Genomic DNA, 18,095 nt, shown 5'->3' on the forward strand with positions numbered 1-18,095 from the left:
TCGGATCAGTGGCGCGCATCGTCAGGCCAGCATAAATCAGGGAATGCACCAGGAACAGGACCATGTTAAGACTCAGTTTTCTACTCACACTTATCCTGCTGGCTGGCTGCAGCTCCACGCCGAAAGGCGTCGATTGCCCCGGCGAGGTCGCAACGCTCCATGGTCAGTCGCTGGGCCACACCGAAGGGCGCATTTTCGATTTGGTGAATTCGTTTTCGGTGGCGCGCGATGGCGTAACGCTGAGCAGCGGCGCACTGCACTCCACCGACCGTTTCCGCTATGTCCCTTCTGCCGTGACGCCGGAAGGCTTTTATGCACAGCGGCTCAGCGACAAGCAGTTCCGCCTGATCAACCCGGCGCGTAACACCATGATTACCTGGACGTGTCCATAAGCCGTGCGTGGCGCGCGCAGATAGTTTATTGTCAGCGTTTGTCATGCTGCGGACCTGCATTATGGAAAAGAGTCTGGACAATAACGGTTATATTGATTTCCCCTTTCCGGCCACCCGAGACGCGGATGGCTCGGTCAACCCGTGCGGTTTTGACCTGACGCTGGAAACCGATCGCATTGATGAGATCGCCGCCGGTAAACATTCTGAAAATTTGCGTCGTCTGCTGGAAGAGGTCAATCTGCAGGATGGCCTGTTTATGACGCTGGCCTGTGACTGGCAGCAGCGCGCAGACGGCGTGTGCGGCTTTCTCGATGTGGCGTTCCGCCCCACGCTGGACTGTAGCAGCGAAGAGACACAGAGCCTCGATCAGTTCTTTGAGATGTATCTGCGCCGCCAGGAGCAGCAGCACAGCATGCCGCGCGACGCGCTGGTCAACTATGCGCGCGCGGTGCTGGACTGGAGCTGGTCGCCGCTGCAGCAGCGCCATCGCCGCTATGAGAAGGTCACCATTCGCTATTACTGCCAGCAGGCAGACGATGCCGAATGGTGTTTTGATCATCTGCGCCACTTCCTGGTGAGCTGGTACCCGGCGTATCGCGGCCAGCAGTGAGGGCGTCCGCGTGACGCCCTGCGCTTACGGCCGTACCAGACGAATCGCGTGCTCGAGCATACGCTGTTCATCGCGTTCGTCGTGGGCGCGATCGTGGCGCGTACGCTGCAGCAAACGGGCAATCTCCTCCCGTCTGGTTTCATGACCGCACTCGGAAAGGACAATCACCGCATCGCCAATCACCCGGCAAACTTCATCGTAATCGTCTTCATTAAGGATATCGCGTTTCATTTCTCCTCCGTTCAGTGAGCGCTGCGTGAGGTTCGTGCAGCTTAACGTGGTCCTTACCAGGTATGGACAGCAATGCCGATTCCTGCAAACCACTGTTACATCCTGAAAAGCCACCAGGTTGCTGGTCTGCACTTCTCTGTCTACGCTGAAAGAGACATTCACCACTCTCAGGGAGTTAATATGACCGATAAAGCGGAAGCAAAATTGAATGAAGCGGCGGGTGCCGTACAGGAAAAATTTGGCGAGTTCACCGGTTCACGCCGCCATCAGGCACGCGGTGCCGCGCGACGCTATCCGGCGCAGGCCAGTTATGCAGTGCAGGATGCAGCAGACTGCGTGGTGAGATCGGTACGCGACAACCCGGCGACCGGGCTGGCTGTTGCCGCCAGCATCGGCGTGATTGTCGGTTTCCTGCTGGGCCGTAAATAATCCCCGGCAATCGGGGCCCGTGCGGCCCCGATACTCAATGCCGCTGCGGCACGCCGTCCCGTCGTTCCTGAATATGTTCATCCGGCGTCTCGGCGACATCTGCCGTACTGCTGTGCCCGGACAGGTGGCGCCCATGCTGTCCCGCTATCACCACAGGCCCTACCGGTAATTGCGCACTGGCCGCCAGTGATAGCAGCAATAAAAACCATCCCGTCAGTAACGTTCTTCCCATCCTGCCCGCCTTACACGCTGATTAGTGAGCGCTCAGCTTGCCGGATGTCATGCAAATTAGCGTCAGCGCGACGCAAAGCTATGTCGGCAGTTGTGAATAATCAGGCCTGTGCGCGCCGCGCTTTGTAACGCGCCACCATGGTCATTAATGCCTGATAAATCAAACCGGCATACAGGCTCATGACAATCATCATGCCCGGCGTTTTGCCCTGTGCCTGCCAGGATACAAACCACATAAAAATGCCCCACAGCAGGGAAAAAATCAGCCAGCCTTTTACAAACTTGATCACACTTTGCATAGCACCTCCGGATTGATGAAGGCTGAAGATAGCGGTTCAGCCAGCAAATGGCACGCGCGCCGGTGCCGGGATGTTAACTGTTTCAAAGTTTTACGCAAACCACTATCGCAGCGGGAAAAAGCCGTGGAAAACAGCACGCAGAACGCAGCATCAACGGGTGCCTGTCATGGCCGTCCCGGTTAGTTTGGCCATGACCCGCCGATGTGATGGCAGAGACCGCCTTGCATCAGTGTGTATTGTGTGTATAATTTCACCTACAGGAAGTCCGATGAAGAGCGCGACGCTGATTAAAGTGCTGCAAAAGAATGGCTGGAAGCTGGAGCGCATACGCGGCAGTCATCATCAGTTCTCACATCCGGATTTTGCTCATCTGATCACCGTGCCGCATCCGCAGAAGGATATGAAGACAGGCACGCTGATGCAGATTCTGAAAGACGCCAGGCTGGATTGATCCATGCTGGTTTTATTCCGCTTGCTCAGAGGTGACATGATGCTGTTTCCCGCTTTGGTAGAGATTGACGCTGACGGCTCGGCCAGTGGTTATTTCCCGGATGTCACCGGCTGTTATTTTGCCGGTGATACGCCCGAGCAAACGCTGCAGGATGCGCAATCTGCGCTGCATGCCCACTTTGAACTGATGGCGGAGAAAGGCTTGTTGATTCCGGAGCCGGCGCAGCACTGGCAGCAGGAATTTAGCCAGCCCGGCGTGTGGATCTACGTTGATATTGATGTCACCCGCTATCTGGGCAAATCCGAGCGCATCAATATCACTATGCCGCATCTGCTGATTGAGAAGATCGATAAGATGGTCAGTAATAACGCGCGCTACAGCAGCCGCAGCCATTTTCTTGCCGAGGCGGCACGCAAAGCGCTGGTCTCGTAGCAACACTATTGCGCACGCGTCGCTTATCGTCCGTGGCCGCTTTATGTTTGAATTCCCGCCTCAACCGGCCGGCATGTGGTTAAAATGAATTACTTACGCGACATACAAACGTTTATTGAAGGCAACACGGTGCTCTCCGCCACCTTCAGCCTGCTGCTGTTACTGGTTGCCGGCATGGTCACCCATCTGATCTGCAAGTTCTTCGTGGTAAAAGTGGTGCGCCGCGTGTTCTTTAGCACGCATAAAAACCAGGTGCCGCTGGATAAAGACGTCCGGCTCTCAGAAAAGCTGTCGAATTTTATTCCGGTGATCACCGTCTATTACCTGCTGCAGTTTATGCCGGACCTGCCCGAGCATCTGCTGATCGCGGTGAAAACCATCTGCGGCATTCTGTTTTTTGTATATCTGTCGCTGTTCTTTAACGAAGTGCTGGAGATCGTTAATAACTCCTATTCGCGTAAGTCGAAGCGCAAGAACCACTCGATAAAAGGTTATATCCAGATCGGTAAGATTCTGGTGCACATCATTTCCGCCATCATGATTCTGGCTATCATGTCGAACAAATCGCCGGTGATTATCATCTCCAGTCTGGGTGCGGTCGCGGCGGTATTGATGTTAGTGTTTCAGCACACCCTGCTGTCGCTGGTGGCCAATATTCAGGTGTCATCGAACGATGTGCTGCAGCTTGGCGACTGGATTGAAATGCCGGATAACGGCATCAGCGGTGAAGTGATTGATATCGCTCTGCATACCATTACCATCCGCAACTGGGACAATACGCTGTCGCGGATCCCGACCAAAAATTTCCTGACCGAAACCTACACCAACTGGCAGGCGATGTTCTCTTCCGGCGCGCGGCGTATCATGCGCAGCTTTCATCTCGACCAGACCTCGATTCGCTTTCTCGATCAGCAAATGGTGCAGCAGATGAGCCAGATTCGCGGCGTCAGTGAGCAGCTTTCAATCCTGATGGATGGCCGCGATAGCAGCGTGGTCGGTGACCGCTGGTTTGCCGAAAACGGCATTACCAACCTCACGGTGTTCCGTCACTATCTCACCGCCTGGCTGGCACAGCGCGACGATATTAAAAAAGATATGTATATCGTGGTGCGCGCGATGAAACCCTCACCGGAGGGATTGCCGGTAGAGGTTTATTGCTTTACCTCCTCGGTACTGTGGGTTGATTACGAAAATTCCCAGTCGGCGATATTTGAATTCATCTACGCCATTGTCGGTCAGTTTTCGCTGCGGATTTACCAGCATCCGGCCGGCAATGATTTCTGGCGTTTGTCGCAGGCGCGCGATAGCCAGATCGGTCAGTTACAGCCTCCGGCGGAATAAAGCCACGCATCGCACGGTCGTCATGCATGGCAAACCGGCGGTGACAGAAGTCCTTCCCGCTGCCAGCATAAAAAAAGGGAGCCCTGCGGCTCCCTTTCATGTTGCATTTGCTCAGGGCAAATTACATGTTCGCGATGATCGCGTCACCAAACTCAGAACATTTCAGCAGCTTAGCGCCGTCCATCAGACGCTCAAAGTCGTAGGTCACGGTTTTGGCAGCGATTGCGCCTTCCATGCCTTTAACAATCAGGTCAGCCGCTTCGAACCACTCCAGGTGACGCAGCATCATCTCTGCAGACAGGATCACGGAACCTGGGTTCACTTTATCCTGGCCCGCATACTTCGGTGCCGTACCGTGGGTAGCTTCGAACAGTGCGCACTCGTCACCGATGTTGGCGCCCGGTGCGATACCAATACCGCCTACCTGTGCCGCCAGGGCATCAGAAATGTAGTCACCGTTCAGGTTCATACAGGCGATAACGTCATACTCGGCTGGACGCAGCAGGATCTGCTGCAGGAAGGCGTCAGCGATCACATCTTTAACGATGATCTCTTTACCGGTGTTCGGGTTTTTGAACTTCATCCACGGACCGCCATCGATCAGCTCGCCGCCGAACTCTTCTTTCACCAGCTGGTAGCCCCAGTCTTTGAAAGAGCCTTCGGTGAACTTCATAATGTTGCCTTTGTGCACCAGCGTCAGGGAATCACGGTCATTGGTGATGGTGTATTCAACCGCGGCACGCACCAGACGTTTCGTGCCCTCTTCTGAACACGGCTTCACGCCAATACCACACTGCTGCGGGAAGCGAATTTTCTTCACGCCCATCTCTTCACGCAGGAATTTGATCACTTTGTCCGCTTCCGGCGTACCGGCTTTCCACTCGATACCAGCATAGATATCTTCGGAGTTTTCGCGGAAGATCACCATGTCGGTATCTTCAGGACGTTTAACCGGGCTTGGCGTACCTTTGTAGTAACGTACCGGACGCAGACACACGTACAGGTCCAGTTCCTGGCGCAGTGCCACGTTCAGGGAACGAATACCGCCACCTACCGGGGTAGTCAGTGGGCCTTTAATGGCCACGCGGTACTCTTTGATTAAATCGAGGGTTTCCTGCGGCAGCCAGACATCCTGGCCATAGAGTTCGACGGATTTTTCGCCGGTGTAAATTTCCATCCAGGAAATTTTACGCTCGCCGTTGTAGGCTTTCTTCACAGCGGCATCAACCACTTTCAGCATGACAGGGGAAACATCAACGCCGATGCCATCACCTTCGATATAAGGAATGACTGGGTTATTCGGAACGTTCAGTTTGCCCTGATCCAGGGTGATTTTTTGACCTTCCGCCGGAACAACTACTTTGCTTTCCATTAACCTCTCCTTCGAGCGATTTTTTGTTAATGATTTGTAAGATGCGCGTCAATACTACTTGAATATTTCCGCCACGCCAATCACCGCAGTTTCGCGCTATAATGCGCCGATTGTTACCAACTGCAAAGCCCATGCGAAAAACTTCTCAACGAATTCACCAGCATAAGCGCCCTGCTGCCCCGGCGCGCCAGCCCGCGCGGCGTGACACGCGGCCAAAAGGTCCGCGTCGCGTCATACTCTTTAACAAACCTTTCGATGTTCTGCCGCAGTTCAGCGATGAGGCTGGCCGCCGCACGCTGAAAGATTTTGTGCCGGTGAGCGAGGTGTATGCCGCAGGCCGTCTCGACCGCGACAGCGAAGGGTTGATGATTCTGACCAACGATGGCGCACTGCAGGCGCAGCTGACGCAGCCGGGCAAGCGCACCGGCAAAATCTATTACGTTCAGGTGGAAGGCGTGCCGCAGGAATCAGATTTATCCCGCCTGCGCAGTGGCATCACCCTTAACGATGGTCCAACGTTGCCGGCGGGCGCAGAAGTGGTGCCTGAACCCGCGTGGCTGTGGCCGCGCACCCCGCCGATTCGCGAGCGCAAAGCTATCCCCACCTGCTGGCTGAAAATCACGCTGTATGAAGGGCGCAATCGCCAGGTCCGAAGGATGACGGCGCACATTGGCTTTCCAACGTTACGCCTGATCCGTTTTGCCATGGGTGATTACCAGCTGCAGGATTTGGCACCGGGCGAATGGCGCGACATCAGCGACCGGACGTAGTTTATACATTTCGATAACGTCAGGTTAACTATTTGGGAGGAACGATGTTTAAACCTCATGTAACCGTCGCCTGTATGGTGCACGCGCAGGGCAAATTACTGGTGGTAGAAGAGCGCGTCGACGGCCGCGTTACCTGGAATCAGCCGGCCGGTCATCTTGAGGCCGATGAAACGCTGCTGGAAGCCGCGCAACGTGAGCTGTACGAAGAGACCGGCATCAGCGCGCAGCCCGACTATTTTCTCGGCGTGCAGCAGTGGATCGCCCCGGACCATACACCTTTTGTGCGTTTTCTGTTTGGCCTCGATCTGCCTGCCACCGTGACCACCACGCCACACGACAGCGATATTGACTGCTGCTGGTGGCTGTCGCCCGCGCAGATTCTCAGCGCAGAGACGCTGCGTTCGCCGCTGGTGGCCGAAAGCGTGCGGCTGTGGCAGCAGGGGGCCCGCTATCCGCTGCAGCTGATAGCCCCGTATCAGTGGCCGTTTCATGAGGGTGCGCACAACGCTTCCGCGTGATAGAATGCGCCGCCTGTTTTTATCGTAATCAAGAGTGCGTCATGTCTGACAACAGCCAGAAAAAAGTGATCGTCGGGATGTCCGGCGGCGTCGATTCTTCCGTTTCCGCCTGGTTACTGCAGCAGCAGGGCTATCAGGTTGAAGGCCTGTTCATGAAGAACTGGGAGGAAGACGATGGCGAGGAGTATTGCACCGCCGCTGACGATCTGGCTGACGCACAGGCCGTGTGTGACAAGCTCGGCATCAAACTGCACAAAATCAATTTCGCCGCTGAGTACTGGGACAACGTGTTCGAGCACTTTCTGGAAGAGTACAAGGCCGGACGCACGCCGAACCCGGATATTCTGTGTAACAAAGAGATCAAGTTCAAAGCGTTTCTCGAATTCGCTGCAGACGATCTCGGCGCAGACTACATTGCCACCGGCCACTATGTGCGCCGTGCCGATGTCAATGGCACCAGCCAGCTGCTGCGCGGTCTCGACGGCAACAAAGATCAGAGCTATTTCCTCTACACGCTCAGCCACCAGCAGATTGCACAGAGCCTGTTCCCGGTCGGCGAACTGGAGAAGCCTGAGGTGCGCCGCATCGCCGAACAGCTCGATCTGATTACGGCGAAGAAAAAAGACTCCACCGGTATTTGCTTTATCGGCGAGCGTAAATTCCGCGACTTCCTCGGTCGTTACCTGCCGGCCCAGCCGGGCGTCATCGAAACCGTTGACGGTGAAGTGGTCGGTGAACACCAGGGGCTGATGTATCACACCCTGGGTCAGCGTAAAGGGCTGGGCATCGGCGGACGCAAAGAGAGCAATGACGATCCGTGGTATGTGGTCGACAAAGATGTCGCGCGCAATACGCTGATTGTCGCACAGGGCGGCGATCATCCGCGCCTGATGTCGGTGGGCCTGATAGCACAGCAGCTGCACTGGGTCGATCGCCAGCCAGTGACTGCAGCGCTACGCTGCACGGTGAAAACCCGCTATCGTCAGAGCGACATTCCCTGCGAGATCATTCCGCACGGCGACGATCGCATTGAAGTGCGTTTCGATGAGCCGGTCGCGGCCGTCACTCCGGGCCAGTCCGCGGTATTTTACCTCGGTGACGTGTGCCTTGGTGGCGGTATTATTGAACAGCGCCTGCCGCTGACAGAGGCCTGAGTCGGCACTGCCGACGCGTCTACAGGAGTGAAGCGTGGCTAAAAACTATTATGAGATAACGCTGGCGCTGGCCGGCGTTTGCCAGGCAGCCCATCTGGTGCAGCAGCTGGCACACCAGGGGCACTGCAACAACGCGGCGCTGCAGGTGTCGCTGCGCAGCCTGCTGGATTTAAATCCAGGCTCAACGCTGGCGGTGTTTGGCAACGATGAAGCCAACCTGCGCCCCGGGCTGGAAGCGCTGATGGCGGTGCTGAACAGCGGCAGCCGGCAGGGTGCCAGCGCCGACCTGACGCGTTATACCCTGAGCCTGATGGTGCTGGAGCGTAAACTGCACGGTAACAAAACCGCGCTAAACACCCTGGCGCAGCGCATCGGCCAGCTTGATCGTCAGCTGGCGCATTACGAACTGGAATCAGACACCATCACCAGCGCTATGGCCGGCATTTACGTCGATGTGATTAGCCCGCTCGGCCCGCGCATTCAGGTGACCGGCTCACCGCAGGTGCTGCAGAATTCGCAGGTGCAGAGCAAAGTTCGCGCTGCGCTGCTGGCCGGTATCCGCGCGGCGGTGCTGTGGCAGCAGGTCGGCGGCGGTCGTCTGCAGCTGATGTTTGCGCGCCAGCGTCTGCTGCGCGAAGCGAAAACCCTTTTATCCCGGCTGGGTCCGGCGTATTAAGCGCCGCCCTGCCCTATATTGTTAACGATTCAGGAGTTGCACTGATGGAATTATCCTCTCTGACCGCCGTCTCACCTGTCGATGGTCGTTACGGCGATAAAGTCAGCCCACTGCGCGCCATTTTCAGCGAATACGGTTTGCTGAAGTTCCGCGTTGAGGTTGAAGTTCGCTGGTTACAGAAACTGGCCGCGACCGCAGAGATCAAGGAAGTTCCTGCATTTGATGCCGACGCAAACGCTTTCCTTGATGCAATTGTCGCCGGTTTCAGCGAAGAAGATGCGGCGCGCATCAAAACCATTGAGCGCACCACCAACCATGACGTGAAAGCCGTCGAGTACTTTCTGAAAGAGAAAGTAGCGAACGTGCCGGCGCTGCACGCGGTGTCTGAGTTTATCCATTTCGCCTGCACCTCCGAAGATATCAATAACCTGTCACACGCGCTGATGCTGGAAACCGCACGCCGCGACGTGATCGTGCCGTTCTGGAACCAGATCATCACCGCCGTGAAGGGCCTGGCGCAGGAGTACCGCGACATTCCGCTGCTGTCGCGCACCCACGGTCAGCCGGCAACGCCCTCCACCATGGGCAAAGAGATGGCCAACGTGGCCTACCGCATGGAACGCCAGCTGCGTCAGCTGAGCAAGGTGGAAGTGCTGGGCAAAATCAACGGCGCGGTGGGCAACTACAATGCGCACATCGCCGCGTATCCGGAAGTGGACTGGCATCAGCTGAGCGAGCAGTTTGTGACCTCGCTGGGCATCAGCTGGAACCCGTACACCACGCAGATCGAGCCGCATGACTACATCGCCGAGCTGTTTGACTGCATCGCGCGCTTCAATACCATCCTGATTGATTTTGACCGCGACATCTGGGGTTACATCGCCCTGAACCATTTCAAACAGAAAACCATTGCTGGCGAAATTGGCTCTTCAACCATGCCGCACAAGGTTAACCCTATCGACTTCGAAAACTCCGAAGGGAATCTGGGGCTGGCCAATGCGGTGATGCAGCACCTGGCCAGCAAACTGCCGGTATCACGCTGGCAGCGCGATCTGACCGATTCTACCGTGCTGCGTAACCTCGGTGTCGGCGTCGGCTATGCATTGATCGCCTATCAGGCCACGCTCAAAGGTATCTCCAAGCTGGAAGTGAACCGCGATCGCCTGCTGGACGAGCTGGATCACAACTGGGAAGTCCTGGCTGAGCCGATCCAGACCGTGATGCGCCGCTACGGCATTGAAAAGCCGTATGAGAAGCTGAAAGAGCTGACGCGCGGCAAGCGCGTGGACGCAGCCGGTATGCAGGCGTTTATCGACAGCCTGGAGCTGCCGGAAGCAGAGAAAGTGCGCCTGAAGCAGATGACGCCAGCCAACTACCTCGGCCGCGCGATTCAGATGGTTGACGACCTGAAGTAATTCCTTGCTCTGAAAACTCAGGCTATGGCAAGTTGGTGTTACCTCAGTCATGCACGTCACGTGGTGGCTGAGGTTCCCCTGCTAGTGCATCACAGCGGAGTGTTAATCTGCGGTTTAGCTGGCGTAGCGTATACTTTTCGCCATCATCACTGAGTTGAAGGTAAGGAAATTCTATGCGTGTTCTGGTTGTGGAAGATAATGCCCTGCTGCGCCATCACCTCGCAGTCCAGTTACGTGACATGGGTCATCAGGTGGATGCCGCCGAAGACGCCAAAGAAGCCGACTATTTCCTGCAGGAACACATTCCCGATATCGCGCTGGTCGATCTCGGCCTGCCCGACGAAGACGGCATGTCGCTGATTCGCCGCTGGCGTGGCGATGCCATTCGTCAGCCGATTCTGGTGCTGACCGCGCGCGAAGGCTGGCAGGCGAAAGTTGAAGCGCTGGAAGCCGGTGCCGATGACTACGTGACCAAGCCGTTCCACATTGAAGAGGTCGCCGCCCGCTTACAGGCGCTGATGCGTCGCAACAGCGGACACGCCTCGCAAATTATCTCCATGCCGCCGTTCCAGGTTGACCTGTCGCGCCGCGAGCTTACGGTGAACGACGCGCCGGTCAAGCTGACCGCGTTTGAGTACACCATTGTTGAAACACTGATCCGCAATGCCGGTAAAGTGGTCAGCAAAGACTCGCTGATGCTGCAGCTGTATCCCGATGCGGAATTGCGCGAAAGCCACACCATTGATGTACTGATGGGCCGGCTGCGCAAAAAAATTCTCGCGCTGCACCCGACCGAAGTGATCAACACCGTGCGTGGCCAGGGATACCGCTTTGATCTCTGATTTATGAAGCTGCTCCGTCGTCAGCGCCCTTTCTCCTTACGCGCGCGTTTCCTGCTGGCGACGGCGGCGATCGTGCTGTTTTTGTCGCTGTCGTATGGCATGGTGGCGGTCATTGGCTATGTCGTCAGCTTTGATAAAAATACCTATCGCGTGATGCGCGGCGAGAGCAATCTGTTTTTCACCCTCGCGCAGTGGAAAGACAACAAGCTCACCATCGCCCAGCCGGAACGCATGACGCTCAATTTCCCGACGCTGGTGTTCATCTATGACGAGCGCGGTAAGCTGCTGTGGCAACAGCGCGACGTGCCGGAAATCCGCAAAAACATTCGCCGCGACTGGCTGATGAAGCCAGACTTTTACGAGATTGATACCAGCAATCGCACCAGTATGGCGGCGATGGGTAACAATCCGCAGGCACAGCAGCGGCTGCACGCACTGGACAGTGACAGCAATGACACCTTCACCCACTCGGTGGCGGTCAACCGCTACGACGCGACCACCAATCTGCCGGCGCTGACCATTGTGGTGGTGGACTCGATCCCGCAGGAGCTGCAGCACTCAGACGTGGTGTGGTCGTGGTTTAGCTATGTGCTGGCGGCCAATCTGCTGCTGGTGATTCCGCTGCTGTGGCTGGCGGCACACTGGAGCCTGCGCCCGATTGGCCACCTGACTTCGCAGGTGCGCGAGCTGGAAACCGGCCACCGGGAAAATCTTGACGACAACCCGCCGCAGGAGCTGCGCAGCCTGGTGCGCAACCTCAATCTGTTGCTCACCAACGAACGGCAGCGCTACACGCGCTATCGCACCACGCTGTCGGATTTGACGCACAGCCTGAAAACGCCGCTGGCGGTGCTGCAAAGCACGCTGCGCTCGCTGCGCGGTGGCAAAGAGCTGACCATCGAACAGGCTGAGCCGGTCATGCTCGAACAGATCAGCCGCATCTCGCAGCAGATTGGCTACTACCTGCATCGCGCCAGTATGCAGGCGGATCACAACCCGCTGCAGCGCGATCTGCATTCGGTCTCGGCCCTGCTGGATAGCCTGTGTTCCGCGCTCAATAAGGTGTATCAGCGCAAGGGCGTTGAGATCACGCTGGATATTTCGCCGGAGCTGACCTTTATCGGCGATCAAAATGACTTTATGGAAGTGCTGGGCAACGTGCTGGATAACGCCTGCAAATACTGCCTCGAATTTATTGAGGTCAGCGCGCGCCAGACGGAAAACGCGCTGCATCTGTTCATTGACGACGATGGCCCCGGCATTCCCGAAAGCAAGCGCGATCTGATCTTTGTGCGCGGCCAGCGTGCCGATACGCTGCGTCCCGGTCAGGGACTGGGACTGGCGGTAGTGCGCGATATTCTCGAGCAGTATGCCGGTCAGGTAATCGCCACGACCAGCCCGCTCGGCGGCGCCCGCATGGAGGTGATTTTTCAGCGGCAGGAAGTTGAACATCACCGCGAGTAGAACCGGACGCGGGCTGTTATACTTGGCAGCAATTATGGCCCTAACCGGAATCCTCGCATGGACTATCAGCTCGACATCAACTGGCCCGACTTTATTCAGCGCTACTGGCAAAAACGCCCGGTGGTGCTGAAACGGGGTTTCAAAAACTTCATTGATCCGATTTCTCCGGATGAGCTGGCCGGTCTGGCAATGGAAAACGAGGTGGACAGCCGCCTCGTCAGCCACAACAACGGCAAATGGCAGGTCAGCCATGGTCCGTTTGAAAGCTACGATCATTTGGGTGAAAGCAACTGGTCGCTGCTGGTCCAGGCGGTGAACCACTGGCATGAACCTTCTGCTGCGCTGATGCGCCCGTTCCGCTTTCTGCCCGACTGGCGTATCGACGACCTGATGATCTCGTTCGCAGTGCCGGGCGGCGGCGTAGGCCCGCACTTTGATCAATACGATGTGTTTATTATTCAGGGCACTGGCCGCCGTCGCTGGCGCGTAGGCGAAAAAGTGCCGATGAAACAGCACTGCCCACATCCGGATCTGCTGCAGGTTGAACCGTTCGACGCCATCATCGATGAAGAGCTGGAACCAGGCGACATTCTGTATATTCCACCGGGTTTCCCGCATGAAGGCTATTCGCTGGAGAACGCGCTCAACTATTCAGTCGGCTTCCGCGCACCTAACGGACGCGAGCTAATCAGCGGCTTTGCGGATTACATGCTGGCGCATGAGCTGGGCAGCTACCGCTTCAGCGATCCGGATGTGCCGGCGCGTGACTGCCCATCGCGGATTCTGCCGTCGGAAGTAGAAGGGATCCGCAAAGTGATGCTGGATGTGATTAATCAGCCGGAGCAGTTTAACCAGTGGTTTGGCGAATTTATTTCCCAGTCGCGTCACGAGCTGGATGTGGCTCCGCCGGAACCGCCGTATCAGCCGGATGAGATTTATGACGCGCTGCAGCAGGGTGATGCGCTGACGCGCCTCGGCGGCCTGCGCGTGCTGACGCTGGGCGACGCGGTGTACGTCAACGGTGAGCGCGTTGAGTGCGCGCATCCGTCGGTACTGGCTGCGCTGGCACACAAACACGTATTGACGCTGGAAGATTTCGGCGATGCGCTGGATGACCCTTCGCTGCTGGCTCAGCTGGCGGCACTGGTGAACAGCGGGTACTGGTTTTTTGCTGATTGAGTTGATCAGGTCCTCTGCGCCCGTTTCCCTCACCCCGGCCCTCTCCCGCCCGCGGGAGAGGGAGAAAACCGTGCGACGATTGCAGTAAAGCGCCGGCGGCGGCATGGGCAAATGAAGAGCCTGATCCTCGCTCGAACGGTCCTCTCTCCCGCCCGCGGGAGAGGGAGAAAACCGTGCTCGCCTTGCGACAAGATGGGTAAAGCAGTGATTAAGGCAATAAACAAAACCTGATACCCGCTCGATCGGTCCCCTCTCCCGCAGGCGGGAGAGGGTTAGGGTGAGGGCAAGCCCCTCTCCGCCCTACTTCTTCTCCGCCGCGAGCGCGGCCAGGCGCACGATCACCTCAACCGACTTCGCCATCACATTCAGCGACGCAAACTCATGTTTACCGTGGTAATTGTAGCCGCCGGTAAACAGATTCGGACACGGCAGTCCTTTCCATGACAGCGCCGATCCGTCGGTGCCGCCGCGAATTGGCTTCACGTTCGGTTCGATACCGCAGTCGCGCATCGCCTGCAGCGCCAGCTCAATGATGTGCGGATGCGGTTCCACCTTCTCCCGCATATTGCGATAGCTGTCGCTGATCTCCACCTTGATGGAGCACTCAGCCTGCAGACCTTTACTGACGCGGCGGCCAATCTCCTGCAGCAGCTGCTTACGCTGTTCGTAGCTGTCGGCATCAAAATCACGAATCAGGTACATCAGCTCGGCGTGCTCAACCGATCCCTTAATAGTGTGCAGGTGGAAAAAGCCTTCATAGCCGTCGGTAAACTGCGGCTTCTCTTTGGCCGGCAGCTCGGCGTGGAAGCGCATCGCCAGGTCCAGCGCGTTCACCATCACGTTTTTCGCACTGCCGGGATGCACATTGTTACCGGTGATTTTGACCAGCGCCGTCGCGGCATTAAAGTTCTCGAACTCAAACTCGCCGAGATCGCTGCCGTCAACGGTATAAGCCCAGTCAGCCGCAAACCCCTCAACGTCGAAGTGCGACGTGCCGCGACCGATCTCTTCATCCGGGGTAAAGGCCACGCGAATGGCGCCGTGCGGCACATCCCCTTTGGCCAGCTCGGCCATTGCCGTCATGATCTCAGCGATACCGGCTTTATCATCAGCGCCCAGCAGCGTTTTACCGTCGGTGGTGATCAGCGTATGCCCGGTCAGCTTGTGCAGCACCGGGAACATCACCGGCGAGAGCACTTCATCCCCGTTGCCCAGCGCGATGTCACCGCCACGATAGTTTTCAATGATCTGCGGATTGACATTTTTCGCGGTGAAATCCGGCGAGGTATCCATGTGGGAAATAAAACCGATCACCGGCGTCGGCCAGTCGACGTTTGCCGGCAGGGTGCCCATCACACAGCAATGATCGCTTAAGGTGACGTCCACAAAACCCAGCGCAATAAGCTCTTCCTGTAACTGACGCGCCAGCGTCCACTGCCCTTCGCTGCTCGGCACCTGCCGCGCCTGAGGTTTTGCCTGGGTTTCTACTGCCACATAACTGAGAAAACGCTCAAGTAATTGATCCATCTGTCATCCCTCTAAAGAACCTGCATTATTATCATGGGGCCTGATTATCGCCATGTTGCGTCAAATCATTATCCTTCAGGTTAGCCCTCTCAGCTCAATCGTGCGCTGAAATTCGCCCTGCCAGCCACCCGTCCGGCTGGCCCGATGAGCATACTCCAGCAATTTGCAGACTTTTCAAGGTTATTCCGTGTCTGAACATGGCAATGGCGCATTTTTCAGGTATTATCGCGCCCTTCATCACGGCAAGCTGTCGCCGGCGGCTATGCTGTAACCTGATTATCATCAGACTGAGTGACTAAAATGACGCAAACACGCGCGCAGCAGGCGCTGGTTACGCTTTCTGGCATCAGTAAAGCTTTCGATGGCAAAACCATCATCCCGGATTTCGACCTGACCATCGGTCATGGCGAATTTATCACCCTGCTTGGCCCCTCCGGCTGCGGTAAGACCACGATTCTGCGCCTGATCGCCGGGCTGGAAAGCGCCGACAGCGGACGTATCCATCTGGATGAGAGCGACATCACTGAAACGCCCGCCGAGCATCGCCATATCAATACCGTGTTTCAGAGCTACGCGCTGTTTCCGCACATGTCGGTGTTTGAAAACGTCGCGTTTGGCCTGCGCATGCAGAAAACCCCGGCGGCAGAGCTGACGCAGCGCGTCAACGAGGCGCTGGCGATGGTGCAGCTGGAAAGCTTTGCCGCGCGCCGGCCACACCAGCTCTCCGGCGGCCAGCAGCAGCGCGTGGCGATTGCGCGGGCGGTGGTCAACCGGCCCAAAGTGCTGCTGCTTGATGAGTCGCTCTCCGCGCTGGATTACAAACTGCGCCGCCAGATGCAAAACGAGCTGAAAGCGCTGCAGCGCAAGCTGGGCATCACGTTTGTGTTTGTCACGCACGATCAGGAAGAAGCGCTGACCATGTCCGATCGCATCGTGGTGATGCGTGACGGGCGCATTGAGCAGGACGGCACGCCGCGCGAGATCTACGAAGAGCCCGCGAACCTGTTTGTGGCGCGCTTCATTGGCGAAATCAACGTGTTTGATGCAGAAGTGATCGGTAGCGCGCACGCGCCGCAGGTACGGGCTCGCGTCGAAGGCCGCGAGTGTGATATTCACTGCCCGTTCCCGGTCAAACCCGGCGATCGGCTGCATGTGCTGCTGCGACCGGAAGATTTGCGCGTCGAGGAGATCGATCACGACAGCCGCAGCGAAAACCTGATCGGCTATGTGCGCGAACGCAACTATAAAGGCATGACGCTGGAATCCACCGTCGAACTGGAGAACGGCAAGCTGCTCACCGTCAGCGAGTTCTTTAATGAGGACGATCCGGATTTTGACCACTCGCTGAACCAGAAAATGGCGGTCAGCTGGGTGCCAAACTGGGAGGTGGTGCTGCCGTATGAAACGGATGCGTAATCGTCTGCAGAAAGCCATTGTGGCGCTGATCGTCGGCTGGCTGACGCTGTTCGTGTTGCTGCCGAATCTGATGATCTTCGTCACCAGCTTTCTGACGCGCGACGACGCGCACTTTGCCAGCATGGTGTTCACCCTGAACAACTACGGCCGGCTCCTCGATCCGCTGTATGCCGACGTGCTGCTGCACTCGCTCAACATGGCCTGCATCGCCACGCTGTGCTGCCTGCTGCTCGGCTACCCTTTTGCCTGGTGCCTGACCAGACTGCCGGCGCGTCTGCGTCCGCTGATGCTGTTTCTGCTGATTGTGCCGTTCTGGACCAACTCGCTGATCCGCATTTATGGTCTGAAAATTTTTCTTAGCACGCGCGGCTGGCTCAATGAATTTCTGCTGTGGCTCGGCGTCATCGACAAGCCGTTTCGCATCATGTTCACCCCGGAAGCGGTGATCCTTGGGCTGATCTATATTCTGCTGCCATTTATGGTACTGCCGCTCTACTCCAGCCTTGAGAAGCTGGATAAATCCTGCCTGGAAGCGGCGCGCGATCTTGGCGCCAGCAGGCTACAGACCTTCATCCGTATCATTTTGCCGCTGACCCTGCCCGGTATCGTTGCCGGCGCGCTACTGGTATTTATCCCGGCGATGGGGCTGTTCTACGTAGCGGATTTAATGGGCGGAGCAAAGAACCTGTTGATCGGTAACATAATCAAAAGCCAGTTCCTCAATATTCGTGACTGGCCGTTCGGCGCCGCCACCAGCATTGTCATGACGCTGCTGATGGGGCTGATGCTGCTGGTTTACTGGCGCGCAGCGCGTCTGCTGAATCACAAGGCGGCATTGCAATGATGGCGCGCGGATTACGCTACGGCTTCATGGCCGTGATTTATGCCTGGTTCTACATTCCGATCATCATCCTGATCGTTAACTCCTTCAATGCCTCGCGCTTCGGCATCAACTGGCAGGGCTTCAGCACCCAGTGGTATCGCCTGCTGGTCAATAACGACAGCCTGATTCAGGCGGCGCAGCATTCGCTGATCATGGGCGTGCTGTCGGCCAGCTGCGCGACGCTGATCGGCTCGCTCACCGCCGTGGCGCTGTACCGCTATCGTTTTCGCGGCAAGCCGTTTGTCAGCGGTATGCTATTTGTGGTGATGATGTCGCCGGATATCGTGATGGCGATTTCGCTACTGGTGCTGTTTATGCTGCTGGGGATTTCGCTCGGCTTCTGGTCGCTGCTGTTTTCCCACATCACTTTCTGCCTGCCGTTTGTGGTGATTACCGTCTATTCGCGCCTGAAAGGCTTTGACGTGCGCATGCTGGAGGCGGCAAAAGATCTCGGCGCCAGCGA

22 protein-coding genes are annotated in these 18,095 nt (G+C 57.0%); 17 read left to right on the forward strand and 5 right to left on the reverse strand.

Features of this window, described 5'->3' with window-relative positions; all coding sequences use genetic code 11:
* The first annotated feature begins 62 nt into the window (after nt 1-62).
* Together QMM04_RS04160 and QMM04_RS04165 are read left to right on the forward strand one after the other, a co-directional pair.
* Complete coding sequence (locus tag QMM04_RS04160; RefSeq protein ID WP_282995696.1) at nt 63-392, forward strand: hypothetical protein; 330 nt, start codon at nt 63-65, stop codon at nt 390-392.
* A gap of 61 nt (nt 393-453) precedes the next feature.
* Complete coding sequence (locus QMM04_RS04165) at nt 454-1,002, forward strand: hypothetical protein (protein ID WP_058769856.1); 549 nt, start codon at nt 454-456, stop codon at nt 1,000-1,002.
* Between the two features lie 24 nt (nt 1,003-1,026).
* Here QMM04_RS04165 and QMM04_RS04170 read toward each other — a convergent pair whose 3' ends face one another.
* Nucleotides 1,027-1,233: a DUF2767 family protein gene (locus QMM04_RS04170; RefSeq protein WP_021506367.1), complete on the reverse strand. Its 207-nt coding sequence runs from the start codon at nt 1,231-1,233 to the stop codon at nt 1,027-1,029.
* A gap of 180 nt (nt 1,234-1,413) precedes the next feature.
* On the opposite strand from QMM04_RS04170, the gene QMM04_RS04175 reads away from it, so the two are divergent.
* The gene (locus QMM04_RS04175; RefSeq protein WP_021506368.1) at nt 1,414-1,662 is read left to right on the forward strand and encodes a DUF883 family protein; all 249 of its coding nucleotides are present in this window, start codon (nt 1,414-1,416) and stop codon (nt 1,660-1,662) included.
* A 34-nt stretch (nt 1,663-1,696) separates the two neighbouring features.
* Here QMM04_RS04175 and QMM04_RS04180 read toward each other — a convergent pair whose 3' ends face one another.
* Both QMM04_RS04180 and QMM04_RS04185 read right to left on the reverse strand, forming a co-directional pair.
* The gene (locus QMM04_RS04180; RefSeq protein WP_282995697.1) at nt 1,697-1,894 is read right to left on the reverse strand and encodes a hypothetical protein; all 198 of its coding nucleotides are present in this window, start codon (nt 1,892-1,894) and stop codon (nt 1,697-1,699) included.
* A 100-nt stretch (nt 1,895-1,994) separates the two neighbouring features.
* On the reverse strand, nt 1,995-2,192 hold the full coding sequence (locus tag QMM04_RS04185; protein ID WP_282995698.1) for a DUF6404 family protein: 198 nt from the start codon (nt 2,190-2,192) through the stop codon (nt 1,995-1,997).
* Nucleotides 2,193-2,460: 268 nt separating this feature from the next.
* On the opposite strand from QMM04_RS04185, the gene QMM04_RS04190 reads away from it, so the two are divergent.
* The 3 genes from QMM04_RS04190 to QMM04_RS04200 all read left to right on the forward strand — a co-directional run bounded on the left by QMM04_RS04190 (nt 2,461) and on the right by QMM04_RS04200 (nt 4,416).
* Nucleotides 2,461-2,643: a type II toxin-antitoxin system HicA family toxin gene (locus QMM04_RS04190; protein ID WP_132462912.1), complete on the forward strand. Its 183-nt coding sequence runs from the start codon at nt 2,461-2,463 to the stop codon at nt 2,641-2,643.
* A 39-nt stretch (nt 2,644-2,682) separates the two neighbouring features.
* Nucleotides 2,683-3,075, forward strand: a complete 393-nt coding sequence (locus QMM04_RS04195) for a type II toxin-antitoxin system HicB family antitoxin (protein ID WP_022548759.1) — start codon at nt 2,683-2,685, stop codon at nt 3,073-3,075.
* Nucleotides 3,076-3,159: 84 nt separating this feature from the next.
* Entirely contained in the window at nt 3,160-4,416 is a 1,257-nt protein-coding gene (locus tag QMM04_RS04200) for a mechanosensitive ion channel domain-containing protein (RefSeq protein ID WP_021506372.1), read from the forward strand.
* Between the two features lie 121 nt (nt 4,417-4,537).
* Here QMM04_RS04200 and icd read toward each other — a convergent pair whose 3' ends face one another.
* A complete protein-coding gene (gene icd, locus QMM04_RS04205) occupies nt 4,538-5,788 on the reverse strand; it encodes an NADP-dependent isocitrate dehydrogenase (protein WP_282995699.1) in 1,251 nt (416 codons plus the stop codon).
* Nucleotides 5,789-5,889: 101 nt separating this feature from the next.
* On the opposite strand from icd, the gene rluE reads away from it, so the two are divergent.
* The 8 genes from rluE (at nt 5,890) to QMM04_RS04245 (ending at nt 13,806) form a co-directional block, all read left to right on the forward strand.
* Nucleotides 5,890-6,558: a 23S rRNA pseudouridine(2457) synthase RluE gene (rluE, locus tag QMM04_RS04210; protein ID WP_072208614.1), complete on the forward strand. Its 669-nt coding sequence runs from the start codon at nt 5,890-5,892 to the stop codon at nt 6,556-6,558.
* Nucleotides 6,559-6,602: 44 nt separating this feature from the next.
* The gene (locus QMM04_RS04215) at nt 6,603-7,076 is read left to right on the forward strand and encodes an NUDIX hydrolase (RefSeq protein WP_031279253.1); all 474 of its coding nucleotides are present in this window, start codon (nt 6,603-6,605) and stop codon (nt 7,074-7,076) included.
* Between the two features lie 41 nt (nt 7,077-7,117).
* Nucleotides 7,118-8,230 carry a tRNA 2-thiouridine(34) synthase MnmA gene (gene mnmA, locus QMM04_RS04220; RefSeq protein WP_021506375.1) on the forward strand — a complete coding sequence of 371 codons (1,113 nt, stop codon included), beginning with the start codon at nt 7,118-7,120 and terminating at the stop codon, nt 8,228-8,230.
* A gap of 34 nt (nt 8,231-8,264) precedes the next feature.
* Nucleotides 8,265-8,906, forward strand: a complete 642-nt coding sequence (gene hflD / locus QMM04_RS04225) for a high frequency lysogenization protein HflD (protein ID WP_021506376.1) — start codon at nt 8,265-8,267, stop codon at nt 8,904-8,906.
* 44 nt (nt 8,907-8,950) lie between these two features.
* Complete coding sequence (gene purB / locus QMM04_RS04230; protein ID WP_021506377.1) at nt 8,951-10,321, forward strand: adenylosuccinate lyase; 1,371 nt, start codon at nt 8,951-8,953, stop codon at nt 10,319-10,321.
* A gap of 173 nt (nt 10,322-10,494) precedes the next feature.
* A complete protein-coding gene (gene phoP / locus QMM04_RS04235; RefSeq protein WP_010617222.1) occupies nt 10,495-11,163 on the forward strand; it encodes a two-component system response regulator PhoP in 669 nt (222 codons plus the stop codon).
* Between the two features lie 3 nt (nt 11,164-11,166).
* Complete coding sequence (gene phoQ / locus QMM04_RS04240; protein ID WP_021506378.1) at nt 11,167-12,627, forward strand: two-component system sensor histidine kinase PhoQ; 1,461 nt, start codon at nt 11,167-11,169, stop codon at nt 12,625-12,627.
* A 57-nt stretch (nt 12,628-12,684) separates the two neighbouring features.
* Entirely contained in the window at nt 12,685-13,806 is a 1,122-nt protein-coding gene (locus QMM04_RS04245; protein WP_104186862.1) for a cupin domain-containing protein, read from the forward strand.
* A 300-nt stretch (nt 13,807-14,106) separates the two neighbouring features.
* Here QMM04_RS04245 and pepT read toward each other — a convergent pair whose 3' ends face one another.
* Nucleotides 14,107-15,333: a peptidase T gene (gene pepT / locus QMM04_RS04250; RefSeq protein WP_021506380.1), complete on the reverse strand. Its 1,227-nt coding sequence runs from the start codon at nt 15,331-15,333 to the stop codon at nt 14,107-14,109.
* Between the two features lie 300 nt (nt 15,334-15,633).
* On the opposite strand from pepT, the gene potA reads away from it, so the two are divergent.
* From potA to QMM04_RS04265, 3 genes are all read left to right on the forward strand, one after another.
* The gene (gene potA, locus QMM04_RS04255; protein WP_136547110.1) at nt 15,634-16,749 is read left to right on the forward strand and encodes a spermidine/putrescine ABC transporter ATP-binding protein PotA; all 1,116 of its coding nucleotides are present in this window, start codon (nt 15,634-15,636) and stop codon (nt 16,747-16,749) included.
* The gene (gene potB / locus QMM04_RS04260; RefSeq protein WP_262264013.1) at nt 16,742-17,593 is read left to right on the forward strand and encodes a spermidine/putrescine ABC transporter permease PotB; all 852 of its coding nucleotides are present in this window, start codon (nt 16,742-16,744) and stop codon (nt 17,591-17,593) included. The genes potA and potB overlap by 8 nt, the downstream gene beginning before the upstream one ends.
* The coding region (locus tag QMM04_RS04265) for an ABC transporter permease subunit (protein WP_282995700.1) at nt 17,590-18,095 on the forward strand (506 nt) is incomplete at its 3' end. The genes potB and QMM04_RS04265, both read left to right, overlap by 4 nt.

Origin of the sequence: Pantoea sp. Pa-EAmG, assembly GCF_030024295.1 — a bacterium.
Lineage (GTDB): Bacteria > Pseudomonadota > Gammaproteobacteria > Enterobacterales > Enterobacteriaceae > Pantoea > Pantoea dispersa.